At 72.4% G+C, this 24,183-nt stretch carries 22 protein-coding genes; 8 read left to right on the top strand and 14 right to left on the bottom strand.

Annotation, left to right across the window (positions count from 1 at the left end):
- The first annotated feature begins 651 nt into the window (after positions 1-651).
- From ACIQG9_RS14765 to ACIQG9_RS14750, 4 genes are all read left to right on the top strand, one after another.
- Positions 652-1,413 carry an SDR family oxidoreductase gene (locus ACIQG9_RS14765; protein WP_400401898.1) on the top strand — a complete coding sequence of 254 codons (762 nt, stop codon included), beginning with the start codon at positions 652-654 and terminating at the stop codon, positions 1,411-1,413.
- Positions 1,414-1,426: 13 nt separating this feature from the next.
- A complete protein-coding gene (locus ACIQG9_RS14760; protein ID WP_400401895.1) occupies positions 1,427-1,831 on the top strand; it encodes an ester cyclase in 405 nt (134 codons plus the stop codon).
- Positions 1,832-2,161: 330 nt separating this feature from the next.
- Entirely contained in the window at positions 2,162-3,046 is an 885-nt protein-coding gene (locus tag ACIQG9_RS14755; RefSeq protein ID WP_400401892.1) for an SMP-30/gluconolactonase/LRE family protein, read from the top strand.
- 425 nt (positions 3,047-3,471) lie between these two features.
- Positions 3,472-4,203 carry an alpha/beta hydrolase gene (locus ACIQG9_RS14750; RefSeq protein WP_400401890.1) on the top strand — a complete coding sequence of 244 codons (732 nt, stop codon included), beginning with the start codon at positions 3,472-3,474 and terminating at the stop codon, positions 4,201-4,203.
- Between the two features lie 378 nt (positions 4,204-4,581).
- Here the strand turns inward: ACIQG9_RS14750 and ACIQG9_RS14745 are convergent, their stop codons facing one another.
- Together ACIQG9_RS14745 and ACIQG9_RS14740 are read right to left on the bottom strand one after the other, a co-directional pair.
- Complete coding sequence (locus ACIQG9_RS14745) at positions 4,582-4,878, bottom strand: hypothetical protein (RefSeq protein WP_400401888.1); 297 nt, start codon at positions 4,876-4,878, stop codon at positions 4,582-4,584.
- Between the two features lie 293 nt (positions 4,879-5,171).
- Complete coding sequence (locus ACIQG9_RS14740; RefSeq protein ID WP_400401885.1) at positions 5,172-5,387, bottom strand: hypothetical protein; 216 nt, start codon at positions 5,385-5,387, stop codon at positions 5,172-5,174.
- A gap of 347 nt (positions 5,388-5,734) precedes the next feature.
- Here ACIQG9_RS14740 and ACIQG9_RS14735 point away from each other — a divergent pair, with 347 nt between their 5' ends.
- A complete protein-coding gene (locus ACIQG9_RS14735) occupies positions 5,735-6,814 on the top strand; it encodes a glycoside hydrolase family 19 protein (RefSeq protein WP_400401883.1) in 1,080 nt (359 codons plus the stop codon).
- Between the two features lie 292 nt (positions 6,815-7,106).
- Positions 7,107-7,835, top strand: coding sequence for a class I SAM-dependent DNA methyltransferase (locus ACIQG9_RS14730; RefSeq protein ID WP_400401881.1), 729 nt, complete (start codon positions 7,107-7,109; stop codon positions 7,833-7,835).
- 15 nt (positions 7,836-7,850) lie between these two features.
- On the opposite strand, the gene ACIQG9_RS14725 is transcribed toward ACIQG9_RS14730, so the two are convergent.
- The 8 genes from ACIQG9_RS14725 to ACIQG9_RS14690 form a co-directional block, all read right to left on the bottom strand.
- Positions 7,851-9,593 (bottom strand): type IV secretory system conjugative DNA transfer family protein, encoded by a 1,743-nt coding sequence (locus tag ACIQG9_RS14725; protein WP_400402448.1) that lies wholly within the window; start codon positions 9,591-9,593, stop codon positions 7,851-7,853.
- Positions 9,594-9,598: 5 nt separating this feature from the next.
- Entirely contained in the window at positions 9,599-11,332 is a 1,734-nt protein-coding gene (locus tag ACIQG9_RS14720; RefSeq protein ID WP_400401878.1) for an ATP/GTP-binding protein, read from the bottom strand.
- Positions 11,329-12,822, bottom strand: a complete 1,494-nt coding sequence (locus tag ACIQG9_RS14715) for an SCO6880 family protein (RefSeq protein WP_400401875.1) — start codon at positions 12,820-12,822, stop codon at positions 11,329-11,331. The genes ACIQG9_RS14720 and ACIQG9_RS14715 overlap by 4 nt, the downstream gene beginning before the upstream one ends.
- Before the next feature lie 64 nt (positions 12,823-12,886).
- Positions 12,887-14,134 carry a hypothetical protein gene (locus tag ACIQG9_RS14710; RefSeq protein WP_400401873.1) on the bottom strand — a complete coding sequence of 416 codons (1,248 nt, stop codon included), beginning with the start codon at positions 14,132-14,134 and terminating at the stop codon, positions 12,887-12,889.
- Entirely contained in the window at positions 14,135-14,848 is a 714-nt protein-coding gene (locus tag ACIQG9_RS14705) for a hypothetical protein (protein ID WP_400401870.1), read from the bottom strand.
- Positions 14,845-15,195, bottom strand: coding sequence for a hypothetical protein (locus ACIQG9_RS14700; protein ID WP_400401867.1), 351 nt, complete (start codon positions 15,193-15,195; stop codon positions 14,845-14,847). Before ACIQG9_RS14700 ends, ACIQG9_RS14705 begins: the two co-directional genes overlap by 4 nt.
- A gap of 119 nt (positions 15,196-15,314) precedes the next feature.
- Complete coding sequence (locus tag ACIQG9_RS14695; RefSeq protein WP_400401864.1) at positions 15,315-15,665, bottom strand: hypothetical protein; 351 nt, start codon at positions 15,663-15,665, stop codon at positions 15,315-15,317.
- The gene (locus tag ACIQG9_RS14690) at positions 15,662-16,192 is read right to left on the bottom strand and encodes a hypothetical protein (protein ID WP_400401861.1); all 531 of its coding nucleotides are present in this window, start codon (positions 16,190-16,192) and stop codon (positions 15,662-15,664) included. The genes ACIQG9_RS14695 and ACIQG9_RS14690 overlap by 4 nt, the downstream gene beginning before the upstream one ends.
- Before the next feature lie 188 nt (positions 16,193-16,380).
- On the opposite strand from ACIQG9_RS14690, the gene ACIQG9_RS14685 reads away from it, so the two are divergent.
- Positions 16,381-17,184: a hypothetical protein gene (locus ACIQG9_RS14685; protein WP_400401859.1), complete on the top strand. Its 804-nt coding sequence runs from the start codon at positions 16,381-16,383 to the stop codon at positions 17,182-17,184.
- 34 nt (positions 17,185-17,218) lie between these two features.
- On the opposite strand, the gene ACIQG9_RS14680 is transcribed toward ACIQG9_RS14685, so the two are convergent.
- The 3 genes from ACIQG9_RS14680 to ACIQG9_RS14670 form a co-directional block, all read right to left on the bottom strand.
- A complete protein-coding gene (locus tag ACIQG9_RS14680) occupies positions 17,219-18,190 on the bottom strand; it encodes a zf-HC2 domain-containing protein (protein ID WP_400401857.1) in 972 nt (323 codons plus the stop codon).
- Between the two features lie 100 nt (positions 18,191-18,290).
- Positions 18,291-18,851: a sigma-70 family RNA polymerase sigma factor gene (locus ACIQG9_RS14675; protein ID WP_400401854.1), complete on the bottom strand. Its 561-nt coding sequence runs from the start codon at positions 18,849-18,851 to the stop codon at positions 18,291-18,293.
- Positions 18,852-19,096: 245 nt separating this feature from the next.
- Positions 19,097-20,728, bottom strand: coding sequence for a beta-1,3-glucanase family protein (locus tag ACIQG9_RS14670; protein WP_400401851.1), 1,632 nt, complete (start codon positions 20,726-20,728; stop codon positions 19,097-19,099).
- Positions 20,729-20,964: 236 nt separating this feature from the next.
- Between ACIQG9_RS14670 and ACIQG9_RS14665 the strand changes: the two genes are divergently transcribed.
- Positions 20,965-22,545, top strand: a complete 1,581-nt coding sequence (locus tag ACIQG9_RS14665) for a ricin-type beta-trefoil lectin domain protein (protein WP_400401848.1) — start codon at positions 20,965-20,967, stop codon at positions 22,543-22,545.
- Positions 22,546-22,626: 81 nt separating this feature from the next.
- On the opposite strand, the gene ACIQG9_RS14660 is transcribed toward ACIQG9_RS14665, so the two are convergent.
- A complete protein-coding gene (locus ACIQG9_RS14660) occupies positions 22,627-24,111 on the bottom strand; it encodes a S8 family serine peptidase (RefSeq protein WP_400401845.1) in 1,485 nt (494 codons plus the stop codon).
- Positions 24,112-24,183: the final 72 nt, after the last annotated feature.

The raw sequence follows: 24,183 nt of genomic DNA, 5'->3' as shown, positions 1-24,183 counted from the left end.
GGGTGTAACCACGACGTGGTGGAGTCATCTGGAGGCATCCGCCAGGACCCGACTGGCCGCACGTAGCTAATCGCAGACCCCAGGGCTCCACCCTCCCCCTAAAATGCATGAAGCGCGTTTACGGAAATAATCTTCTCGCCGCCGCACCGAGACGGGTGCCCGAGACCGCCGGAGAGGAATCCGCACTTTCCACTGCTGACCATCAATGCCAGGCGTCACAGCAGATATGACGCCACGTCGAGTCGTCCGCTGTGGTCGACTGTGCACCCGGCGTTGGTCAATGCAACGCCAATTGGCGGCGGTTCTTGCCTGCACGAGCCGGGACCGGTGTGAAGAAGCCAGGCCCGCAGATTGCCCAGCACGTCGATGGCGCGCTGAACGCGGGCGGTGAGCTGACCACGCGACCAGCCGGAGCGAGACTGGCCGTACTGGGTTGACGAGACAGAGGGCGAGATCATGACGGGTCGCCACTGGACGGCGCTGCACCGTGCTGCGGATGCCCTGGGCCGCGCGGTGCCGGGCCGGACTTAAGTCATGGGCGCTCGAATTGACTCGACCTGGGGAGTCAGATGACAGATGTGGCTCGCATCGGTCACTACGCACAGTGGGTTCGGCACACCTCCGAACGATCGACAGGAGTCTCTCTCCACCATGAACACCGTACTGATCACCGGCGCCTCGTCCGGCTACGGACGGGAGACCGCACGGCTCTTCCTCGCGCAAGGGTGGACCGTCATCGCCACCATGCGGACACCCCGCGCGGATGTCCTGCCCGAGTCCGACCGGCTCCGCATCCTCCAACTCGATGTCACCGACCCCGACTCCATCGCTGCCGCGTTCGCTGCGGCGGGCCCCATCGACGCCCTGGTCAACAACGCCGGCATCGGGCTGATCGGCGTGTACGAAGGCACCCCCATGAGCCGGGTGCGGGAGGTCTTCGAGACCAACACCTTCGGCGTCATGGCCACCACTCAGGCGGTGCTGACCCAGTTCCGTGAGCGCGGCGCCGGCGTCGTGGTCAACGTGACCTCCAGCGTCGTGCTCGGGCACATGCCGCTCTCGGCCGTGTACAAGGCCAGCAAGACCGCCATCGAGGGTTTCACCGCGTCGCTCGCCCTCGAGCTCGCCGAGTTCGGCGTACGCGCCAAGACCGTCGAGCCGGGCACCTGCCTGACGACCAGCTTCGCTGCCAAGGCGACCGGCAACACCGACCTGACCGGCCCGCTGGACCAGTTGGTCCCAGCGGTCTACGAGCCGTTCGCGAAGCGGACCCTCGGCCGGTTCGTCGATCAGGACCTGTTCACGCGGGAGAGCGAGGTCGCCGAGACGGTGTGGCGTGCCGTGCACGACACGACCGGCCAGCTCCGCTTCCCCGCCGGACCCGACGCGGTGCAGCTCGACCAGGCCAAGTGAGAGGAGCGCCCCGATGGCCGAGGAGAACAAGCAGATCGTCCGCAACTACTTCGAGGAGCTCGACCGCGGTCGGACCACCCCGGTGCACCTGTGCACGGAGGACTTCCGGTTCCACCCGGCTGGACTGCCGACATTGGACATCGACGGGGTGAAAGCGTTCGGCGACGCGTTCTTCGCCGGCATGACCGACCTGCGGCACCCGCTCGATGAGCTGATCGCCGACGGTGACCTCGTGGCGCTGCGTTGCCGCTATGAGGGCACCCACGACGGGGAACTGATGGGCGTGCCGGCCACCGGGCGGCAGGTGTCCGCGGTCGGGATCGGCGTCATGCGCGTCGCGGATGGCAAGATCGCCGAGTTCTGGGTGTCGCCGGACCGGATGACCATCAAGCAGCAGATCGGTGCCATTCCCTCATAGCTCAGCCGTCCGGCCGCCGCCGTCGCGGCGGAACCCGGGCCGGGTGAGGACGACCCCTTGGTCCTCACCCGGCCCGGATGCTGAATCGACAGAACCCCGGTGGTTCGCTGTATCAGCGCGCACCATTTCCCGAAGGTGAAGCACCATGGGTATCGCGGTTTCGACAGGAAGGCTCGGGCACCGGATAGGCTGCGGCCCACCATGGCGGCGGTGCAGTGGCCGAGCGACGAGCCGTCACGTGGATCGGGAGAGCGGTCGGGGACCGGGTGGTTGCGGGAGAGGGTGTTCCGGTCGATCATCGGGGGTCCGCCGCCTGAGGAGGGCCTGAGAATGTCGCACCGTGTCACCACCATCCTCGACGGATTCACGTTCACCGAAGCGCCTCGCTGGCATGACGGCCGGCTCTGGTTCTCCGACTTCTACACCGGCCGGGTGATGTCCTTTCGTGAGGACGGCACCGATCGCCGGGTCGAAGCCGTCGTGGAGCAGCAGCCGTCCGGCATCGGCTGGCTGCCGGACGGGCGGCTGCTCGTCGTGTCCATGCATGACCGGCGGATCCTGCGCCGCGAGGCCGATGGACGTCTTGTCGCTCACGCTGACCTGGGTCAGCACGCGACCGGCCATCTCAACGACATGTCGGTGGACGCCGAAGGCCGCGCCTATGTCGGCAACTTCGGGTTCGACCTGATGAACGGGGCGCCGCTCGAAACGGCGGCCCTTCATCGCGCCGATCCCGACGGCACGGTGACCGAAATAGCCTCCGGTCTCTGGTTCCCGAACGCCATCGCCCTCACTGCGGGCGGCGTCGTGCTGGTCAATGAGACCTTCGGCAATCGGATCACCGCGTTCGATCTCACCGAGGATGGTCAGCTCACCAACCAGCGGGTGTGGGCCCGGTTCGGACCGGTTCCCACCGACCGTGCGGTCGCCGGTGCGCTGGACCAACTCGACGTCGCCCCGGACGGCTCGTGCCTGGACGCCGACGGAGGGCTGTGGGTGGCTGACGCCATCGGCGGACGTGTGATCCGGGTCGTCGAGGGCGGGCAGATCACCGACGAGATCCGGCCAGGCGCGAACGCGTACGCCTGCGCCCTCGGAGGCGAGACCGGACGGACCCTGTTCATCTGCACGGCACCCGATTTCGACGAGCACGCCCGGCGCGCCGCCCGCGAGGGCACAATCGTCGCCGCTACGGTGCGGACGCCGGCAGCCTGACCTGGTTCACGCACGGGACGCCTGCGCACGTACGGCCACGAAGGCGGCCATCCGTGCTGATGCCCTCCGCTGTGGCCGAAGGATTCACCTCGGGCCGAGAGGGGCCTCGCCACCACCAGCCGGGTCGCTGTGCCTGCTCTCGCTTGGCGGGCAGGAAGGTGAGGGTGAGGTCGATGCCTTCGGTCTCACCCCCACGTCGCACCGTAACCGCGGTGCGGTCTGTCCGCGACATCCGGTCACCGAGCCTCCGCAGGAAACCCGTTTGGCGGATCACGGCCACCACTGCTACTTTTCCGGCGGCCGTGCGAGAGAACGAGGAGGTGGTACCCGTGAACGTTTCGACATGGGTGCTCCCCTCCGGGGTCACGGTCGGGCGATAGGTCGTCCGGGAGCGCCGTTCACGAGCACTCCCGAAAGGCACGACCATGGAATTCACCGCTGAACAGCGCCTCGACGACGGCGTCCTCGAACGCGAATTCACCCTCGGCGAGATCCCCGGCATCCTGTGGACGCCCGGATCCGCAACCGCACCGGCCCCGCTGATCCTGCTCGGCCACCCCGGCGGACTGCACGGGATGTACCCCCGCCTGGTGGCCCGGGCCCGGCAATCCGTGGCCGAGGGCTACGCCGCGGCCACCATCGAACTCCCCGGGAGCGGTGACCGGCCCCGTTCCGCCGCCGCCGAGGAGGCCCGCGCCGACCTGCGCCGGGCACTGGCGGCCGGCGAGCCGGTCGACGACGAGATCGTCGACCGGCTCGTCCTTCCCCTGGTCGAGCAGGCGGTCCCCGAATGGCGGGCCGCCCTGGACGCCCTCCTTTCGCTGCCCGGAATCGGCGGCCCGGTCGGGTTCGCGGGAGGGGTGATCGCCATCGGCGTCCGGTTGGCGGTGGTCGAGCCGCGCATCTCGGCTGCCCTTCTGTTCGCCGGGAGCTTCGTGCCCCGCACCATGTTCGAGGAGGCCCGGCAGGTCACCATTCCGCTGCAGGTCCTGCTGCAGTGGGACGACGAAGGAAACGACCGGCAGTTGGCCCTGGACCTGTTCGACGCCTTCGGCTCCAAGGAGAAGACACTGCACGCCAATATGGGCGGGCACACCGGCGTCCCGCAGTTCGAGGGGGACGCCGGGAACCGGTTCTTCGCCCGGCACCTGAAGTGAGGCCGGGCCGTCAGGCCGGCGGCAGACGATAGGAGCTGTCGGCCAGGTGCCGCTCATCGAGGACGGGTTCCGGCCCTCCTCGATGGCGGTGGCCGGCAGATGCACAACCGCCCCGACCTCGGCCGTACCGGCCGGTCGGGGCGGCGCTCGGCCACCAGCGCCTCCATCGGCTGAGCTCCCGCCGTGAGGAACTCTCGAAGGCATCCGAGCGCCCGTGTCAGCGGGCATGGGCGGGCCGCACGGACAGCTACGCATGCAGCGATTCGTGGGGGTTCGCCGCGTGCTGCGGTGGCGCTGGTAGCTGAACGGAGTGAGCGTCCTTTGCGCAAGGGGGCGGTCGCGGCATGGATTCCCGCCCGTGACCGCCTGGCCTCCGACCTATTGGCCCGTGGTTGGCTCGTCGGGCTCAGCCTGGCGGTCGGCGTGCCAGGTGGCGTGTCCCTTCAGCAGGTATCCGGTCCAGTAGATCGCGAAGAGGATCAGGAAGCAGATGAAGAACACCACCGAGACGATGCTCGCGATGACGAGTGCCTCCTTGCCGTCAGCCAGCCCGTGGGTGGCGAATCCGGCGAGACCGAAGACGAAGAAGATGACCATGTAGATGGGCAGCGCCGGACTGTCGCAGGGGTGGGGAACGCGAGTCAGCCGTGCGGCGTGAGGGTCTTTGTTGATCACGGGGTGAGTATCGGGGACGCTGACCGGCAAAACTAGCGGATCGTCTCGTCGGGCCGTCGTCGCCAGACCGTCCGGCTTTCCGCCAGGGAGGGCGAGCGGAGCGGCCCTGCCGGACGAGTCTCCATCGCAGGTCGCGGATGTTCGTGGGGCCGGTCGTCCCTGCCGCTGCCGACGTAGCAGGTGCCGTCGGGGTCAGCGGGTGGTGCCCCACCGCGCCGGAGAGGGTGTACGCACAGGCGGATGCCCGGGCGGCCACGGAACCTGGCCGTCCGGGCATTGCCTGGGAGGGCGTGTTACTTGGCCAGGGTGACCAGGGCGGCGGCGGTGCGGAAGTACGGGTTGCGGCCGAGGTCACCAATGGTGACGATGCCGAGCGCCTCCTTGAGGAGCTTGGCACCACCGTCGCTGACCCCGGCGAGGGCGGACACCGGGGCGTCGACCAGCTCGGTGAGGGTCTTGTCCTGGTATGCCTTGTCGACCAGCTTGGTGAGGTCGGCGGTGACGGGCATGAACACTCCTTCTGCACGTAGTCCGGCATTCCCGGCTACATCGGGCGAACCAGGTTTGAATTAGATCATCAACTGCGCGGGCACGTCCACAAGGGACCCCGGGCCGGCGTTCGCCACGGGACGGACGCCGCCGTCCAGCCCGGGCCGTCGTACTGGCCGGCCACGGATGCACCGCGCCGCACACCCAGAGCGCGTCGAGGATCGGTCCGTCGACGGGGATCGGGGCCCACGCCGCCGGCCTCACTCTCACCGCAATAGTAAAGATTGTGAACAGAAGGTGTTACAGTGACAACGGTCGATGCCCAGCCCCGATCATCGGCCCAGGTATCAAGGAAGGAGTTGGTCACATGTCGAGACTGCGCGCCCTGGTCGCGCTCGCGGCAGTAGTTGTCACCAGCGGACTGGCGGCAATCATCCCGTCGACTGCGGCATCGGCTGCGGCCTGCGCGGCACCGTGGCAGGCCGCAGCCGTATACACGGGAGGTGCCCAGATCTCCTACGGCGGGCGCAACTACCAGGCGAAGTGGTGGACCCAGAACGAGGCACCGCCGGGCACCACCGGCGTCTGGCAGGACCTGGGCGCCTGCGGAGGCGGCAGCACACCGCCGCCCGGGGGGAGCTGCAACTACCCGAACTGGGTCGCCGGCACCTGGTATGCCGCCGGGTCCATCGTGCGGTACACCGACGGCCTGTACTACATCGCCGAGCACGACAACCCGGGCTACGACCCCATCATCAGCACCTGGTACTGGGAGCCATACACCTGCGGCGGCCAACCGCCCACCAGCCCGCCCCCGACCGACCCCGGCGGCTTCGTCGTCGGCGAGGCACAGTTCAACCAGATGTTCCCGGGCCGCAATTCCTTCTACACCTACTCGGGACTCGTCGCCGCCCTCAGCGCCTACCCGGCATTCACCAAGTCCGGCAGCGCCACCATCCAGCGTCAGGAAGCCGCGGCCTTCCTGGCGAACGTGTATCACGAGACCGGTGGACTCGTGTACATCGTGGAGCAGAACACCGCCAACTACCCGCACTACTGCGACTACGGCCAGCCCTACGGCTGCCCTGCCGGGCAGGCCGCATACTACGGACGCGGGCCGATCCAGCTAAGTTGGAACTTCAACTACAACGCCGCCGGAAACGCCCTCGGTCTGCCTCTGCTGACCAATCCGTGGCTGGTGCAGAATGATGCCGCGGTGGCCTGGAAGACCGCCATCTGGTATTGGATGACGCAGAATGGGCCGGGCACCATGACCCCGCACAACGCGATGGTCAACAGCGCCGGGTTCGGCGAGACCATCCGCAGCATCAACGGCTCGATCGAGTGCAATGGCGGGAATCCCGCTCAGGTGCAGAGCCGCGTCACCAGGTACCAGCAGTTCGTGGGCATTCTCGGTGTGCCCGCCGGAGGCAACCTGTACTGCTGATCGGCGTGCGGGCCCCGGCACGTCCCCGCGACGGGGCCCGTACGTACCCGGTGCCGAGGTCGAGGCGTCCGCCGCGCGCTCCGGGCGAATATCGGCGGCATCAGCGACAAGGCGCGCACCGAGCACTCCATCGGCTCGTCACCAACGGCCTGCCTCGGTGCGGGTGCGGACGTGTCGGCGGTGGACGTACTCACGTGCGTCGTTAATGTGGTCGCGCGACGACCACCGTGGCGGCATACTCCGTCTCGACGTGGGCCGAGCCGGTCCCGTGCGGTGGCAGCGGAGGTGGCGGATGCGGGGGTTCACGCCCGAGGGCAGTTTCGGTGCCGACGTCGCGGCTCGCTACGACGAGACCCGCCGCGGGGATGAGGAGGCGGCAAGCGCCTTCCTCGCGGACCTGGCGGCAGGGCGACGCGCGCTGGAGTTCGCCATCGGGACTGGACGCATCGCCGTGCCGTTGGCCACCCGCGGCACACCCGTCGACGGCATCGAGTTGTCCGAGGCGATGATCGAGGTGCTGCGCCGCAAGCCGCTCGGTCGAGGCATGGACGTGTGGACCGGTGATATGACGACCAGCCACACCGGCCGCACGTACGGGCTCGTCTACCTCGTCTACAACACCATCTTCAACATCCTGACGCAGGACGGTCAGGTCGCCTGTTTCGAGAACGCGGCGCGGCATCTCGAAGACGACGGCGTGTTCGTCATCGAGGCGGCGGTGCCCTCCGCCTGGCTGCCCAGCGAGTCGTACGCGCGACCCGAGCGGGTGGACGCGTCGGCCGTCACTCTCGACATCTGCACCTACCACCCGGTGACGCAGATCCTCGACGAGAACCACGTGCGGATCGGGACGGACGGCATCCGTTTCGGACCGATCTCGTGCCGGCTCGCCTGGCCGTCGGAGCTCGACCTCATGGCCAGGCTGGCCGGCCTGCGCCTGGTGGACCGGTGGGGCGGGTGGCACAAGCAGCCCTACACGGGACGCGAGATGCACGTTTCGGTCTACGCCCGCGCCCAGTGAGGCGACGCCGTCGTCTCACCGCCCCGCCCTGCGGGCGGCCCGATCGGTGATCGCCGCGACCTCCTGCCGGGCCTGCGCCGAGATCCGTCCGGCGTCCGGCTCCTGGTACCAGGGGCGCAGCTTGATCACCGCCGGGCGGGTGCCGGTGGCCAGCAGCAGGGCGGTCCCCTTCGGCAGGGCCCGGATCCGGTCCGGCGGCAGCACCGACTCCTGCCGGTACGAGGTGGACCGGGACGAACCGTCCCGACCGCGTGAGACGCTCACCGTGCTCACGTCGTGCTGGCCGACCAGCTTGGAGACCTTCTCCACGAAGTCGGCGTCGTCCAGGCCGGCACCGAGCAGCTTGATGGTGGCGGCACCCCACATCGCGTCCATGCCGGCCTCGCCCCAGACCCGGGAGCCCTGCCGGTAGCTCTGCAACAGGGTGACCACGTTGATCCCCCGGGAGCCGAGGTGCGAATAGAGGTCGGGCAGGTCGGAGATCCGGCACACGTTCGCCGCCTCGTCCAGCACCGCCGTCATCGGCGGGTCCAGCCGGCCACCCATCCGCTCGGCGGCGACCACCCCGGCGCGCAGCGTCGCGTCGGCGAGCCCGGCGATCACCCCGGCGGCCGAGCCGCCACCGTCCTTGGAGAGCAGGTAGAGGGTGTCCCGGCCGAGTACGTGCCGGTCCGGCCGGAACTGCGGCAGGCACGGATCCGGGCAGACCCAGGCGAGGATCTCCGGATCCAGCAGGCACGCCACGCACTGCCGGGCCGTCTCGTAGATGCCGTCCCGGGTCTCCACCGCGCCGCGTACGGTGCCCTGCAACTGCTCGGCCATCGCCGGCAGGCCCGCGTCGCGCAGCAGGTCGATCGGGGTACGGTCGGCTGGGTCGGCCAGCCAACCGAGCAGCTCGGCGACGGATGCCCGGCCCCGGGCGGCGGCCAGGAAGAGCGCGGTCAGCGTGTTCTGCGCCGCCGAGATCCAGAAGTCCTTCTTCGCGGTGTCGTCGTTGACCGAGGCCACGAAGTGCCCGGCCAACCGCCGGGCGCCCTCGATGGTGACGCAGTCGGCGAGCAGGTCCCACCACATCTCCCGGGGGGTGTGCGCGATGCCCTGCGGGTCGAAGGTCCAGACCGTGCCGACGCGTTCCCGCTCGGCCCGGGTCACCGCGTACACGTCGGACTTGTTGGAGGTGAGCAGGACCGCGCCCCGGGCGCGCAGCACCCGGGGGATGGCGATGCCGGTGGACTTGCCGGCCCGGGGGGCCATCATGTCCAGCTCCACGTCCTCGAAGGAGGACCGCAGCTCCGGGCCGTTCGGGGCGAGGTCACCGAGGAGGTTGCCGGTCTCGTCCGGCGGTAGGTGCCTCATCCCGGCCAGCGAGGGGCGCAGTTCGCGGGCGCGGGCCGCGATCCCGGCGGGCGCCAGGGCGGCCAGGTCCCCCAGCCGGGCCAGCCCGACGCTCCGGCCGCGCAGGTCGAGCAGCCGGCGTCCGACGAGCACGGCCGGCACGACGACCGACAGCGCCACCACCAGCATCCCGGCGTAGACCGCGTACGGGGAGGCCCCGGGCCAGAGCGCGCCGGTGTCGCCGGAGATCACGGCCAGGTACGAGCCCAGCGTGAACGGCGGTGGACGCCAGCCGTGCCCGGTCACCCCGGCACCGAGCGTGCCGCCCAGCCAGGCGACCGTGAACAACCCGGTGTTGGCGAGGACCACCAGGCAGAACGCCCAGAAGAACAGGTCCGCCCCGCGAGGTGGCCCCGACGACATCCGGCTCACGCCCGCCACCCCCGCCCGCCCGCCCCGGCCTCGTCGGCCGGGTGGGCGTACTCCGGCCGGGTGGTCAGGTTGCCCAGTTCCGCCTCGGCCTCGAAGGCCGCCTGCCGGGCCGCCGCCCGCTCGGCGGCCTGCTGGGCGGCGTACCCGTTCTGCACCCAACGCTGGTTGGTGTCGTGCAGCCGGCGTTCGGTGTCGGTGATGGAGACCCGGATCGGGATGCCCGGCCGACCGCCCACCTTGATCAGGAACCGGCCCCGGCCGGGGGGTTCCTCGTTGCTGCCGGTGCTCGCCCAGCCCGGCGGGGACGACCAGGAGGAGACCAGTTCGCTCTCCCGTTTGGACAGCCCGATCACCCGGCCCAGGTCGGTCATCTCCGCCGCCGGCAGGCCGGCACAGGCCACGATCCCGGCCCGCTCGACGAAGCCACGGGCCTTGGCCCGGTCGGCGTCGGTGCCCAGGGCCTCGGCGTCCTTCAGGGTGTGGGTGATCTTCGCGTCGCCGAGACCGAGCGACCGGTTGAGTCGGGTCAGCGCGTCGATCCGGTCGACGATGCCGGAGGCGGCCCGCAGTGGCCGCCACAGCTCGTCCAGGATGGTGAAGAACCAGCGGCGCGGGGCCAGCCCGGCGTCGGCCAGGGCGTGCGCGGCGGCCACCGTACCGAGGCCGTCGGACCAGGCCGCGAGCATCGCCGCCGCGGTGAGCTGGGTGTCCGACTCGCCGATCCGGGAGATGTCGATGCAGACGGCGGGAGCGTCCAGGTCGATCCGGGTGGAGGTGGACGAGCCGAAGGTGTCGCCGAGCGCGCCGTCGAGGATGCCGAGCAGGGAGCGGTGCAGCGGGTCCACCGCGTCCCGGTAGCGGGTCTCCTGGCCCCGGTCCAGGGTCACCGCGCGGACCCGGTCCGGCCCCTCCTCCAGCACCCTCAGCAGGTCGGGCAGGAGCGGGGCGCGGTGGCCCGGAGTGTGTTCCCGCAGGTGCCGCAGGCAGGCCGAGAGCACCGCCTGCTCGTGGTCGTCCAGGGCCCGCCCGCGCACGATGGTCAGCAGCGCCGCCACCATGTTCAGCACCCGGCCGTGGGTCTCGGCGGCCAGCGCCCGGCCGGCCCGGCCGCCGATGCGCTCGGCGGCCAGCCCCATCGCCCCCGGGTCCAGCACGTTGATCCCACCGACCCCGCGTCCGATCGGGATGACCTGGCCACCCAGCGCGCGGACGGTGTCCGCGTAGTCCGGTTTGAGGTCGCCGAGCACCAGCGGCACCACACCCGTCGCGGCCAGGCCCACCGCCATCCGGTTGATCAGGGTCGACTTGCCCAGGCCGGGCATGCCGAGCATGAACAGCGACGGGTTGGAGATGTACCGGGCCCGGGTGAACCAGGAGATCGGGTCACCGCAGACCGTGGCCCCGGTGAAGAGGTGCTGGCCGAGTGGCACCCCGGACATCGGGGCCCCCGAGCCGGCCGAGAACGGCCACAACCCGCACGCCTGCACGGTGGTGGCCCGCCACATCGTCGGCGCGTCGAGGTAGCCGACCTTGCCGCCACCCGGGCCCTCCCAGCCCCGTACGGAGGCGGGAAAGGCGCGGCGGGGTCGGGCCGGCCGGCCGGCCTTCGCCGGCTTGGGCGGCGCGTCGTCCGGGTCGCCGGCGAGCCCCGTCAACGCGGTCCGCACCCCCGAGTGGCCGGCCGGCCAGCCCGCCCCGAGGCCACCCGCATGGCCGTCTGCCCTGGTCACATCGCCTCCTGGAGTTCGTGCGGGAGCATGGTCTGCTCCCACGGCAGGATCCCGGCCGGCAGCGTGCAACTGAACGCGGCCGCCTGCATCCGGTGGGCCGGGCGCATCGCGACCCGGGTCGCCCCGGTCATGTTGCGGACCAGCACCGACGCGTCGTCGAGCTGGTCCCGGGTGTCGACGGTGAGGGTGAGCATCAGCGAGAACTCCACCAGCCCGGCCCCGGTGGCCTCCTCGGCGGCGGCCTGCTCGGCAGCGCGTACCTCGGCGACGGCCCGGGCCTGCACCATGCCGCGCCCGGAGGTGGCCATGAACTGGGCGGTGCGGCGGTCCCCCTCGACGATCCGGGCGGAGGTCGCCGGGTCGATCGGCCGGTAGAGCAGCGCGACCCGCTTGCGGCGGGTGCCGGCGGAGGCGTCCAGCATGGTCCGCAGCACGCTGGCGCGGACCGTGCCCCGGGGCGCGAGGGTGAGCAGCCAGGTCCGGGACACCCCCGAGTCGTGCTGGTACGCGTCGACGGTCTCCACGGCGGCGACCGGGCCGGAGTCGGCCCACTCCAACCCGGTGTGCCCGTGCTCGGCGCGGACGCTGAGCACCTCGGCCGCGCTGGCCGGGTCGTACGCCACCCGGACCACCTCGGCGATCTGCTCGGCGGTGAGCGGCTCGGCGACCCCGCCACCGGCACTGATCAGGCCGGTCAGCAGGCTCGGCACCCGGATGGACAGGTCGGTGACGACGTCGTCGGGGTCGCGCCGCGCGCCGCCGACCGGGGCGTAGGTGAGGGTGATGTACGAGTTCATCTCCGACGAGGCGGACGGGTAGTCGTGCACCACCTCCTCCATTACCGCGCGGGCGGCGGCCGGGGCGGCGTTGTCGAGCCGGGGCAGCACCTCGGTCGCCAGCCGGGTGCCCGGGTCCGGGGCGGTCTCCACCACCACCGACGCGCCGCGCAGTCCCGGCTCGTGGGCGAGCCGGGACAGCCACTCGCCCCACAGCGCCACCCAGGTGTCCACCTGGTCGGGGTCGACCAGCGAGCCGCCGTCGGGCTCGCAGCGCAGCACGATCGTGTAGAGGTTGCGGCTGCGGTGGTGCAGCACCCCGAACGGCCGGTCGTAGGCGTCCCGTCCCTCCCGGGCGGTCACCCCGCTGAGCAGTCCGGGCGGCTGGAACCGGCCCTCGGGGCGGGGTGAGAGCGGCCCCGACACGTACAGGTGCTCGCCCCGGGACCGCCGCCGGGACCACCCGATGCGCAGCGTCAGGAGCTGGTAGAGGTTGCGGCCGTCCGGGGTGCGTACCGCCATCGGGAGCAGTCCCACCACGAACGGGACGCCGACCACCAGCGCCGCCTGCAACGACGCCAGCGACGCCAGCAGCACCACGACCAGCCCGCCGAACACCCCCACGGTGCCGACCAGCCCGAACGGGCCCAGTCCCGCCCGGCGGGGTCGACGCCAGTTGCCGTACGTCGGTTCGATGACAGCTTCCGTCGACATTGCCTCTCCCTTGCCTCACCGGGCGACGGCCGGCCGGTGCTGCCGGTCGGCCGTCGCCCACCCGTCAGTTGTGGCCGGCGTCGCCGTCCGCGCCGTCCACCGTGCCGGCGGCCATGGACCGGCCGACCCGGGCCGCCCGGTGCGCGGCGTCGACCGCGGCCACGGCCGGACCGGCGGCGCGGGCCGCCGAACTCGCGGCGGCGGTGCCACCACCACCGCTGCCGGTGCCGCCGGTCCGGCCTGCCCCGCCGTCCCGGCCGGCGCTGCCGTCCCGGCCCGAGCTGCCGTCCCGGCCGGAACTGCCGGCGGCTCCCCGCCCACCGGTGTCGCCCCGGCGGCCCTCCGGTCCCCGGGCTCCGGACGGGGCGCTGCCGCCGCCACCGCCCGGGGAGAGGGCGGACCCGGCGACCCGCTTCGCGCCGGAGGCGACCGCGCCGCCCACGGCGGAGACGGCGGTCCCGGTCGGGTTGCCGTTGCCCAGCGCCGCCGTGGCCGGCACCACGATCTTGAGCAGCGCCGGCAACGCGATCGCCGACAGCAACAGGACGCCGATGCCGGCGATCCGGATGTGCGACGAATCCTGGGTACGCTCCCCCGCCGAGATCATCGCGGCCCCGGAGAACATGATCAGCCCGACCGAGGGCTTGTAGAGCAGCCAGGCCACCGTCCACCCGATGTGCTTGCGCCACCAGCCGGTCCCCCAGTTCGTCATCGACGCGGCGGCGGCCAGCGGCAGGGTGCCCAGCATGATGGTCATCACCCCCAGCCGGAGGTAGAGCATCAGCACGTGCACGATCGCCGCGATCAACAGCAGGAAGGCCAGGACCAGCAGCAGGATCGACTCGATGGTGGAGCCGTTGTCCACGCACGGCACCCCCATCACGATCTCCATCGCCGCCGACCTGAGGAGATGGTCGGAGAAGTCGTCGGAGAGGGTGGCGGCGCGGCTCACCACGTAGGAGCCGGCCCCGGCGACCAGGATGACCCGCAGGAAGCCCTGCAACGCGGTCCGGCCGGCATCGCCCTTGCGTTCCATCGCCATCCGCGCGCCGGCGAAGAGCACCGACCCGATCGCGAGATAGGTGACGATCCACTCGATCTGGTCGCTGATCCGGTTGGTCACGTCGTTCGGATCGGTGCCCGCCCCGGCCCCGAGGGTGGGCACCGAGACACTCAGCTCGGCGAAGATCGAGATTGCCGCGGCGAGGATCAGGTTGGCCACCATCCGGACCAGGGTGCCGATCGGGTCACCGAGGAACGAGAAGAAGCCGGTGATGATGTCGAGGGGACTGGGAGGTGAGCACCCGCCCATCTACTTCCTCCAGAGGGTGTAGCCGGCGCTACCGGTGACCGCGCCGATCGAGGCGTACACCGCACCCGCCCGGGACGGCGCGACCTTCCAGTCCCCACCGTCCCAGCGCAGGTCGACCAGGGTCGCCACGTAGCCGCCGGCACCGGTCTTGACGAGCAACTGCACCCGCGCCGCCTCGACCGAGTACCGGACGACCGCGAAGCCGGCGTAGCTGCCGCCGCCCCGACTGGTGACGGTGCCCGAGGCGGCGTCGAGGCGGGCCACCAGCACGTCGCGTCCCGGCCCCGGCAGCACCTGCCGGTCCGCCACGGCACGCCAGTTCGGCCCGGCCAACTGGGTGGGGACGGCGTGCGCCGCCAGCACCGCGCCGATCGGGGTCTGCGCGAAGCAGCTCAGCGCCCCGTCGGCCGTGCGGGACGGGCCCTGCGCGGCGGAGACCGGCACCCGGTCACCGCCGTCGAGGGTCCGCCACGTCACGTCGTCCGGCGGCACCGCCGGCCCAGACGCCACCACCGGGCCGGGCCGGCACTGCGCCACCTGCCCGACGGCGGTCCGGGCGACGGGGTCGGCCGCCGGGCCCCCGGCCGACCGGGCCAGCCAGAGCACCCCGGCCAGCAGCACCATGCCACCGAGGAAGGCGACGGAGAGGATCCAGCTCCGCTCGCTCCAGTACGGCCGCTGCGTCGTGGACCGCCGACGCTCGCCGCCAGTCACTGCGTCTGGGCGGGAGTGTCGCCACCGCCACCGAGGAAGAAGTTCGCCAACGGGCCCGCGACGGCGACCAGGATGCAGCCGCAGAGCACGAGGCCGAGCCGGGACATGTGCTCGGAACTCTCGCCCCGCTTCACCGAGACCGCCATCATCGTGCCGGTGATCAGCACCCCGGCCACCCCGGCGGCGGTGCCCGCCCAGGCGATCAGACCCAGCAGCTTGTTCACCAGGTTGGTCAGCTGACCCGGCGCGTCCGGCTCCGGGTTGATGCCGCCAGCGGGTTCGGGGGCCATCGGGAGCCGGGCGAACAGATAGGCCCCGGCGTACTGGGAAAGGCTCGTGAACGACATCGGGACATCTCCTTGCGGGCAGGCGCCATCGCGGCGCGCATCGACCACGCCCGAGCGGGCGACGGATGAGGTTCGGTCCGCGTCACGGACATCCCGTGACCGACCGGCGACGATCCGGGTCAGAGACCGAGATCGCCGAAGAACGTGACCAGCGGGCCGGCGGACGCGCCGAGCACACAGCCGAGCGCGACGAACACCAGCCCACGGAAGTGGTCGCTCGACTCGCCCGGCGTCCCCCGGTTGAGCTGGATGGTCAACAGCATCCCGACGACGAGCAGCCCGGCCACCCCGGCCGCGCTGACACACCAGGCGAGCAGGTTCAGCAGGTCATCGGCCGCACCACCGGTCGGGTTGTAGGCCGGCAGCGGTCGGAACGGCGGCAACGGGGAGGGCGCCGCCCCGATCTCCCCCGGTCGGGAGATCGCCCAGAGCAGCCGGCTCAGCCCGGCGACGAAGGCAGCGGCGGTCACGACGGTCCCCCGCCGGTGGACTGGCGGGTGCCGGCCGCCGCCTGGAGACCCAGCAGTGCCCGGGGCAGCCGCGCCGGCTGCTGTCCCAGGCGCCAGGACGGAATCCACGGCACCCGGTGCACCGGCGCCACCGACCGCAGTACCCGGATCCGGCGGGCCAGCGCCAGCGGGAGCCGGCCCGGGGCGTCGGCCAGCAGCACCAGACCCACCAGCCGCAAACCCGGCGGGTGGCGTCCCTCCCGGAGCGTGTTGAGCGCCCGGGACACCGCCCGCATGCCCTCGGCGTTGGTCCGGCCGACCAGCATCACCGTGGCCGGCTCCGCCAGCGCGGCATCCGGCCACCGGCAGCCGAGGTCCGTGCCGCCGAGTAGCCGGGTGAGCGTGGTCGTACCGGCTCCGCCGTGCGCCGCGATCCAGCCCAGCCCCTGCTCGGACAGGGACCGCCGGGGCGGCGCCGTGCGGCCGTACGCCGGCCCCGGGCCCGCTGGCACCCGCGATCCGGGGCCGGGCACCGTCGCAGTTTCCATGCCACCCACCTCCTCCTCCGAAACTCGTCGCGGTTGTCGGCGTCCCGGTTGAACCGACCCGGGTCCGGTCCCGTCTGGTACGTCGGCTCCCGGGAAGTCGACGGACGCCACTACGGCGGACCCCGACCCCCGGTTCACGACGAGTCCAGACTTTTTCGCCGACGATGGCGGCCCAGGTGGGAGGCGACATGGCACGGTCCGAGAAGGACGGGGCGGAATCGGCTGAGGAGCCCCGGAAGAGCCACACCGCCCTGATCGGCGCGGCGATCGCGGCCGGGCTGACCTGCCTGGCCACTCCGGTGGCCGGCGTCCTGGGTGCTGCCGCCGTCTTCGTGCTCGGCGCGCTGGGCGTGCTGCTGGCCCCGCTGATCGCGCTCATCCTGCTGTTCACCGGCGGCGGCAGCTCGGCCGACCCGATCAGCTCCGCCGACGACGCGCTCGCCGCGGCACAGGGCGACGGGAAGGGCCGGCTCGACCGCGATCAGGTGCCCGAGGCGCTGGCCGACACCGTCGAGGACGCCGGCGCTACCTGCACCCAGATCGGTCCGGTGGTGATCGCCGCGCAGATCGAGGTGGCGTCGGGGTGGGACCCCGCGAAGGTGGGCGCGGACGGCGAGCAGGGCATCGCCCAGCTACCGCCCACGATCTTCGCGCAGTACGGCGAGGATGCCGACGACAACGGGAAGACCGACCCGGCCGACGAGGAAGACTCGATCATGGCGCAGGCCCGGTACGTCTGCGCCCTGGCCAGGGAGGCCCAGGCCCTGCTCGACAACGGCCAGGCGATCGGCGAGGTGCTCGACCTGACGTTGGCCGCGTACGCGGTGGGCATCGACGCGGTACGGAAGGCCGGCGGCGTCCCCGCCACCGACGAGGCCCAGCTCTACCTGGCGCAGGTCCGCTCGCTCTTCGCCAAGTACGAGGGGCTCGGCGGACCACCGCCCTCCTTTCCGCCGACGGAGCAGCCCAGCCCGGACCCGACCGGCGATTGAGCGGTCCCGGCCGTCCGGTGGGGCGAAGCGGCGGTCAGCGGGAGATCGGTGCGGTGACGATCGCGGTGCCGTCGACCAGCCCCACCGTGACGAAGGCGAGGTCGTCGATGGGCAGCGACAGCTCGCCGGTCACCTCCTGTGGCCCGGTCGAGGCGGTCCAGTCCCGTACCACGTGGGTGGTGCCGTCCCGGGTCACCGCGAAGAGCCGGTACCGCAGGCCCTGGCGCAGGCCGGTGGCGGTGATCCGGATGGTGGAACCGCGCTCCTCGTCGGTGGTGATGGCAACGGAGAGGCTCACCCCCTGGGCCGGCGCCTCGCCGGTCGCGGTCAGCACCAGCCCCTCCCGGCCGCCCAGGCCGACGCCGAGCACGACGCCACCGGCGAGGACGACGGCCACCACCACGGCGGCCACCCCGCCCCAGAGCAGGAACCGGCGACGCCGCGGGCTGCCGGGCGGGCGACCTCGGCCCCGCGCCGGTCGGGTGCCCGACTCGGACGCCGCTCCCGGCCGGCTCCCGTCCGGCCGGATCGAACCGACGGTACGCGGCCCGGTGCCCCGGGCCGCAGCAGGCGGGACGGCCACGGCCAGGCCGGCGTCACCCGACTCGCCGACCGGTGCCGCGCCCGGTCCGGGCGTGGTCCCCTCCGCCCCGACGGGAGTGGACGGGGTGTCCCCCACCCCACCCACCGGCGCGTCCGGGGTCGGCGCGGCACCGTCCGGAGCCGGGGCGGGATCCGGGGTTGGGACGGGATCGGGGTTCGGGACGGGATCCGGGGTCGGGGTGACCGACCCGGGCGGCGGGGCGGCGAGCGCCTCCCAGTCGGCGGCGTCCAGCCCGGCGAAGGCGCTGGTCACACTGCCCATGTCACCCGCCGCCGACAGGCACTCCCAGCAGCCGGCGAGGTGCTCCTCGAACGCGACGCGTTCGGTCTCGTCGAGGGTACCGAGCAGGTAGAGAGCCAGCGCGGCGTGCTCAGCGGTCGGACTCTCACCGCCGGTGCGCATCACGCCCTCCCCTTCCACCCGACGACACCGCTGACGGTGTGGTGATCTCCGGGACGGCGACCGTGCTGGAGATCGAGCGATGAACCGCACCGACGAGACATCAGGACGACTCGGTCGGACCGATCGCTGCGTGCAGAGCGCGCACCGCATAGTACGTCCTGGACTTTACCGTACCCTCCGGTATCCCGAGTCTCGCTGCGGCTTCCGCGACGGAGGCTCCCTTGTAGTACATCTCGACCAGCACCGCGCGGTGCTCCGGGGTGATCTGCTGCATCGCCAGCCGGACCGTGTGGACGCTGACCACCCGGTCCATCTCGTCCTCGGCCGAGGACAGCCGGTTGAGGTCGGGGATGGCGACCTCGGACGGGCGGGCCTGTCGCGCGCGCAGCGCGTCGATGGCCACGTGCCGGGCGACCGTGTAGAGCCACGGGGCGATCCGTCGGGGATCGGCGGCGAGCGTCTCCACGTTCCGCCAGGTGCGCAGGAAGGTCTCCTGCACCAGGTCCTCGGCGAGCTCCTGGCGGCCGAGCAGGAGTCGGGTGAGGAAGCGCAGCAGCGGCGTCCGGTACTGCTCGTGGATCCATCGCATCAACGCCTCGGGGGAGGCCCACTCGGGCACGGCGTCGGCCGCGGCCCGAGGTTCGAGTGCTTCGTTGGGCACCGCCGACACAGAACGCCTCCCCCTGACGTACGGGTCGGGCCCGTACGGACGCGGCGTCGCCTCGACGCCGAACCCCGCTAGGGGGAGAGGATAACCGTACTCTTCGGACGGTGGCTCGGTCCGTCGTCCGGCCGCACCGCGGCGGCACGGCCCGGCGACGCCACGGGCCGCCGGATCGGGCCACCGACGGTCGTCCGGATCGGACGGAGTGGGTCGGCGGCGACCGACGACGAGGGTGGCCGGGCTCATCGGGTGAATCGCAGCCAGCGGACGTTGACGAACTCCTCGGGCTGCCCGCTGGCGAAGGTCAGGTAGACGTCATGCACGCCGGTCACCGGGTCGAGGTTCCCGGGCACGGTCTGCCAGCTCTGCCAGCCACCGGTGCTGGCCACCGCGATCGTGCCCACCGGCGGGAGGCCCGGGGCGTCGAGCCGTACCTCGATCAGGCCGGAGATCCCCTGCGGGGCGCCGGAGGCCACCCGGACCTGGAACTGCGTCGCCGGCTGGCCGCCGAAGTCGACCCCCCGGTAGCCGGCCCAGTCGCCGTGGGCGAGGAAGCCGATGTGCTCCCCGCCCTCGCTGGACGGTTCCGTGCGGACGCCCTGCTGCCGGTCGAAACTCGCCGCGGCGATCTCCTGACCCACGCCCCGGTGGCCCGCCCCGTCGCCCGGCGGGACGACCGGCGGCGGAACCACGGCGACCGGCGGCTCGGCGACGGCCGGTGGGGCGTCCACCGGTCCGGCGCCGAACGGCGTCAGGGTGATGGTCATCTCGCTCGGCGCGGTGTCCTGGATGTACGAGGCGTCGTCCGCCACGTCGTCGAAGGGGAAGCCGTACGCCCGACCGTCGGCGGAGTGCCGGTGCAGCACCCGGGAGTAGTGGTTGGTCACCGGGTGCTGGTAGTAGGCGTCCCGGTTGGTGGTCGGCTGGTCCGGCTGGTCGAGCACCGACCGGTTGAGTCCGGCGCCGAGGATCGCCGCCACCGGGCCGGTCAGCCCGTCGTTCGGTGCGGCGAGCGCCCCGTCGCAGTGGAAGACGTTCAGCGTCGAGGGCCGGTCGAAGGCCCGTACCCCGCCGTCGAAGGTCAGCCGCCCGTCGACCACCCGGCCCCGGTGGGTCCCGGCCAGCGCGTGCACCCGCAGGTCGGTACGGCTGTACCGGTTCCACGTCTCGGCGATGTAGGCGTCGTAGTAGCGCGGGTCGAAGCGGCCCGTCTCGATGCCCTTGCCCGGCGCGATGACCCGCAGCCCGTCCCCGACGACGAGCCGCTCGAACCCGGGCTGACGGGACAGCTCGGCGAAGATCGCGTCCCGACCGCCGTCGACCAGCTTGCCGGTCGACTGCTCGATGTCACCGTGCAGCCGGATCGACAGCGGAATGCTGAACATGTCCACGGTCGTGGTGTTGCAGAACATCCCGGCGGAGTTGTACGTGAACTCGCAGCAGTCGTGCAGCACCCCGAAGCTCGGGTCGCCCTCCGCCCAGCCGACCGGGTACTGGAGCGCGGGCCGCCCGTTGCCGTCGGTGACGACGGTGAACCGCAGCCGGCCGTCGATGGCGAAGTAGATCCGGCCCGACATCATCGGCAGCACGAACCGGGTCACCCCCGAGCCGGCCAGCGGCACCCCGATGTCGGCGGCACCGTCCGGGCCGTTGTGCGCCGGGTCCGCCGGGGTGAAACGTCCGCTCTCCCGGACGTACCCCATCTGGCCGGTGTCCAGGTCGGTGCCGACCACGTACATCCGGATCGCCGAGTTGGCGAAGCGGCCGGTGCTGTTCACCACGTTCAACGGCAGGCCGCCCGAGGCCCGCGCCCGGGAGATGAGCGGGGCCGCCACCAGCGGCGCCCCGACCACGGCGGCACCGGCGAGTCCCATCCCGATTGCCCTGCGGCGAGTCAGCATCACAGCTCCGATCGACGGTACGGCCAACGCCCCGGCGCGCGTGCGCAACGGCGTGGCCGGGGGGGGTAGCCACGTTGACGGCCCGGCATCCCCCTCGGTTCAATGTCGATCGGACCGAAATTCACCTGATCCGATTCGAGCCCGGTGAACCGAGGACATCGCCCGCCCGTCACCACAGCGATGTCGCCACGCCGGAAGGGACACCTCCCGTGAAACCCGATCGCCTCTCCGTCCGATCCCGACTGAGCCCGATCTCGCGCCGCACCGCCGCCGGCGGGCTCGCCGGGCTGGCGGTGCTGTCCATGGTGGTGGCCGCCGCCGGCTGGGGTGTCGCGACGGCGCGGGACGACGACCTGACCGGTCGTACCGTCTCCGCCGGGCAGCTCACCGCCATCCGGGCCGCCGCCCGCTCCTGCCCGACGCTCACCCCCGCCCGACTGGCCGGACAGCTCATGGCCGAGTCGGGGCTGGACGGCCGGACGGACCGGGCCACCTCGGGCGGCCGGGGCATCGCCGGCCTCGACGACAAGGCATGGAAGGCCTGGGCGCCGTGGCCCGGCGCGGAACGCTCGGACCCCGCCGCCAACATCCTCGCCCTGGCCCACCAGATGTGTGACCTCAGCGGGCAGGTGCGGCTCGCCAAGGTCACCGGCGACGAGTGGCGGCTCTCGTTGGCCGCGTTCCACACCGGGCTCGACCAGGTACGCGAGGCCCGGGGCGTGCCGTCCGACGCGGTCGGGTACGTCGACCGGGCGAGCGGGTACGCCGCGTACTACGGCAAGCTGGTGCCGTTCGGCGGCTCCGGCCCGGACCGGCCGAGCGACGAGCGGCAGCAGCCCAGGGCGGTGCCCGCCGGCTATGTCCCGCTCGTCGTCCGGGCCGGCTCGGTCTGCCCGCAGGTGCCGCCCGCAGCGGTCGCCGGGCAGGTGATGGCGCTGTCCGGCTTCGACCCGAACCTGCTCGGCCCCGAGGGCCAACGCGGGATCGCGCAGTTCCTGCCCGAGGTGTGGCAGGCGTACGGGCCGACCGGCGTCTCGGTGTGGGACCCGCTGGTGGCGATCCCGGCGGTGGGCACCGCGATGTGCGCGATGCACCGGGAACTGTCCGGTCTGGAGGGCGACCCGTACCTGCTGGCGCTGGCCGCCTACCGCAACGGCCCGACCGCGGTGCGGCAGACCGGCGGCACGCTGGACGCCCGGACCGAGACGTTCCTGCGGACGGTACGGGAGAACACCGAGTTCTACGCCCTCGACGGCCGGCTCAGGGCGGCGACGCCGACGACGGGCCCGTCGGTCAGCCCGTCGCCGACGCCGCCGGTGTCGCCGTCCCCGAGCGCCCGGAGCAGCTCGGCACCCCCGCCGCCGCCGGTGGCGGACCCGCCGAGCAAGCCGGCGGCACCGACCCGGCCGGCGGGCACGAAGCAGCTCGTCGGCAAGGAGACCGGGCTGTGTGTCAGCGCCGGCGGCAGCGACGGCGTACCGGCCACCCTGCGCAAGTGCCAGGAGGAACGGTCGCAGTGGTGGGACTTCCGGGCCGACGGCACCGTCCGGGCGAACGGCCTCTGCCTGGACGTGGCCTGGGGTGAGAAGCAGGACGGCACCCCGGTACAGGTCGCCCGGTGCAGCGGCAATCCCGCGCAGAAGTGGGAGTGGATCGAGTACACCGGCATCCGGTCCCTGTTCAACCGGGAGACCGACCGGTGCCTGGACGTCAACGGCCACGGGGTGGGTGCGCCCATGATGTCGTGGATCTGCGTGTTCAACCCGAAGCAGACCTTCACGTTGCGGTAGCCGGCCCCGGCACGCCAGGGCGTCCGGTGGCCCGCCCCTTCGAGGGGTGGGCCACCGGGCGTCGGCATCGCACCGTCGTGGTCAGCCTGGGTAGCCCCGGCGGCGGAGCCGGATCGCGAAGAACACCCCGGCGCCGCAGACCAGCGCGATGCCGAGCAGGACGGCGAGCATCGCCCCACCTCTGCCGCCCTGCTCGCTGGCCACCTGGTTCTGGTCGTCGAGGGACCGCGCCACCGAGGCGGTGGGATTGATCATGCCGGCGCCGTACCGGGGGTTCGGGGCCTGCCCGCCGATCGCGTCGGCGGTGCTCTGGATCCGCTGCTTCACCTGGGCAGCGGTCAGGTCGGGCTGGGCCGCCCGGATCAGGGCCGCCTGACCGGCCACGAAGGCCACCGCGAACTCGGTGCCGGTGTTGCTGACCGCCTTGCCACCGCCGACGCCGAGACTCGCCACCTCGACGCCGGGCGCGACGACCTCGACCGTGCCTGCCAGGTACTCCTCGGCGAGCTGGTCGCCGGCCCCGACCCCGCCGGTGAGCAGCAGCGCCCCGCCGCCCGACCGTTCGCCGGGGGACGGCGTCGGGGCCGGCCTGGTCGGCGCTCCGGCCACCACCAGCACGTCGTGGTTGAGGGCGGTGGCCACCGAGGCGGCCACCGCCGCGTCACCCAGGTCGACGTGGGAGCCGACCGCGACGACCGACGCTCCCGCGCTGACCGCCACCTCGATGGCGTTCGCCGCGTCGGCGGCCCGGGCGGCGCCCGAGCCGCGCACCATCCGGACGGGCAGGATGGTGGCGTCCGGGGCGATGCCGACCGGGCTGCCGTCGACGCTGCTGTCGGCGGCGATGATGCCCGCCATCGCGGTGCCGCTGCCGAGGCAGTCGGTGTCGCCCCGCCCGTTGCCGACGGTCACGTCCGCGCCGACCGCGACCCGGCCGCTGAGCTGCTGGATGGTCGCGTCGACACCGGTGTCGACCACGGCCACCTTGACCCCGTTGCCCCGGGTCAGCGTCCAGGCGCTGTCCGCGGCCATCCGTAGCTGCGCCCAGTCCGACCGGCTGCTCGACGCGGTGGTGGCGGTGCACTTCTCACCGGTGCCGGCGCCCGGCCGGGGGCTGCCGCCCGGCCGGCTCGGGCTGGGCGTGGGGCTTCCGGCGCTGGGTCCGGGGCGCGCCGTACCGCTGGGGCGGGCGCTCGGGGTGCGGGTCGGCCCGGTCGGGAGCTGACCGTACTCGACGCCCTCGCCGGCGGCGTCCCAGGGCAGCACCAGGTGCCAGCCGGCCTTCAGCCGGCCCGGGTCGGTCAGCCGGGAGCCGTCCGGCTGGACCCGCCCGGTGTTCAGTTGGTAGATCTCCGCGGACCGTTCGCCGCTGCCGAGGAACCGTCGCGCGATCTCGGTGAGGCTCTCCGGCTGGCCCTGGTACTGCGCCGCGACCACGTAGTACTTCACGTACGGCTGGGCGTCGGGGGCGGCGTACGCCACCGGCGGCGACGCTGCGGCCAGGATCGCGCAGCCGGCCAGCACCGCCACGAGCAGACGGGCAAGGATTGAGCGCTTCGCCAGCACTGGGTGTCCTCCTTCAGTCACCACGGCCGAGCGTCACCGGCCGCCACCGTCTATTGCGGATCAGCGCCGAGT

This window comes from Micromonospora sp. NPDC092111, from assembly GCF_044755745.1.
Classification (GTDB): domain Bacteria; phylum Actinomycetota; class Actinomycetes; order Mycobacteriales; family Micromonosporaceae; genus Micromonospora.
The sequence above is the reverse complement of the archived record's forward strand: the minus strand, read 5'-3'. Positions and strand labels throughout refer to the sequence as shown.

What these genes read in the sequence shown, in the direction of transcription:
- ACIQG9_RS14710 (WP_400401873.1), bottom strand. Translation starts at nt 14,134, where the DNA reads ATGGGCGGGTGCTCACCTCCCAGTCCCCTCGACATCATCACCGGCTTC.
- ACIQG9_RS14690 (WP_400401861.1), bottom strand. Translation starts at nt 16,192, where the DNA reads ATGGAAACTGCGACGGTGCCCGGCCCCGGATCGCGGGTGCCAGCGGGC.
- ACIQG9_RS14700 (WP_400401867.1), bottom strand. Translation starts at nt 15,195, where the DNA reads ATGTCGTTCACGAGCCTTTCCCAGTACGCCGGGGCCTATCTGTTCGCC.
- ACIQG9_RS14730 (WP_400401881.1), top strand. Translation starts at nt 7,107, where the DNA reads ATGCGGGGGTTCACGCCCGAGGGCAGTTTCGGTGCCGACGTCGCGGCT.
- ACIQG9_RS14735 (WP_400401883.1), top strand. Translation starts at nt 5,735, where the DNA reads ATGTCGAGACTGCGCGCCCTGGTCGCGCTCGCGGCAGTAGTTGTCACC.
- ACIQG9_RS14760 (WP_400401895.1), top strand. Translation starts at nt 1,427, where the DNA reads ATGGCCGAGGAGAACAAGCAGATCGTCCGCAACTACTTCGAGGAGCTC.
- ACIQG9_RS14725 (WP_400402448.1), bottom strand. Translation starts at nt 9,593, where the DNA reads ATGTCGTCGGGGCCACCTCGCGGGGCGGACCTGTTCTTCTGGGCGTTC.
- ACIQG9_RS14765 (WP_400401898.1), top strand. Translation starts at nt 652, where the DNA reads ATGAACACCGTACTGATCACCGGCGCCTCGTCCGGCTACGGACGGGAG.
- ACIQG9_RS14755 (WP_400401892.1), top strand. Translation starts at nt 2,162, where the DNA reads ATGTCGCACCGTGTCACCACCATCCTCGACGGATTCACGTTCACCGAA.
- ACIQG9_RS14715 (WP_400401875.1), bottom strand. Translation starts at nt 12,822, where the DNA reads ATGTCGACGGAAGCTGTCATCGAACCGACGTACGGCAACTGGCGTCGA.
- ACIQG9_RS14740 (WP_400401885.1), bottom strand. Translation starts at nt 5,387, where the DNA reads ATGCCCGTCACCGCCGACCTCACCAAGCTGGTCGACAAGGCATACCAG.
- ACIQG9_RS14685 (WP_400401859.1), top strand. Translation starts at nt 16,381, where the DNA reads ATGGCACGGTCCGAGAAGGACGGGGCGGAATCGGCTGAGGAGCCCCGG.
- ACIQG9_RS14750 (WP_400401890.1), top strand. Translation starts at nt 3,472, where the DNA reads ATGGAATTCACCGCTGAACAGCGCCTCGACGACGGCGTCCTCGAACGC.
- ACIQG9_RS14680 (WP_400401857.1), bottom strand. Translation starts at nt 18,190, where the DNA reads ATGCGCACCGGCGGTGAGAGTCCGACCGCTGAGCACGCCGCGCTGGCT.
- ACIQG9_RS14670 (WP_400401851.1), bottom strand. Translation starts at nt 20,728, where the DNA reads ATGGGACTCGCCGGTGCCGCCGTGGTCGGGGCGCCGCTGGTGGCGGCC.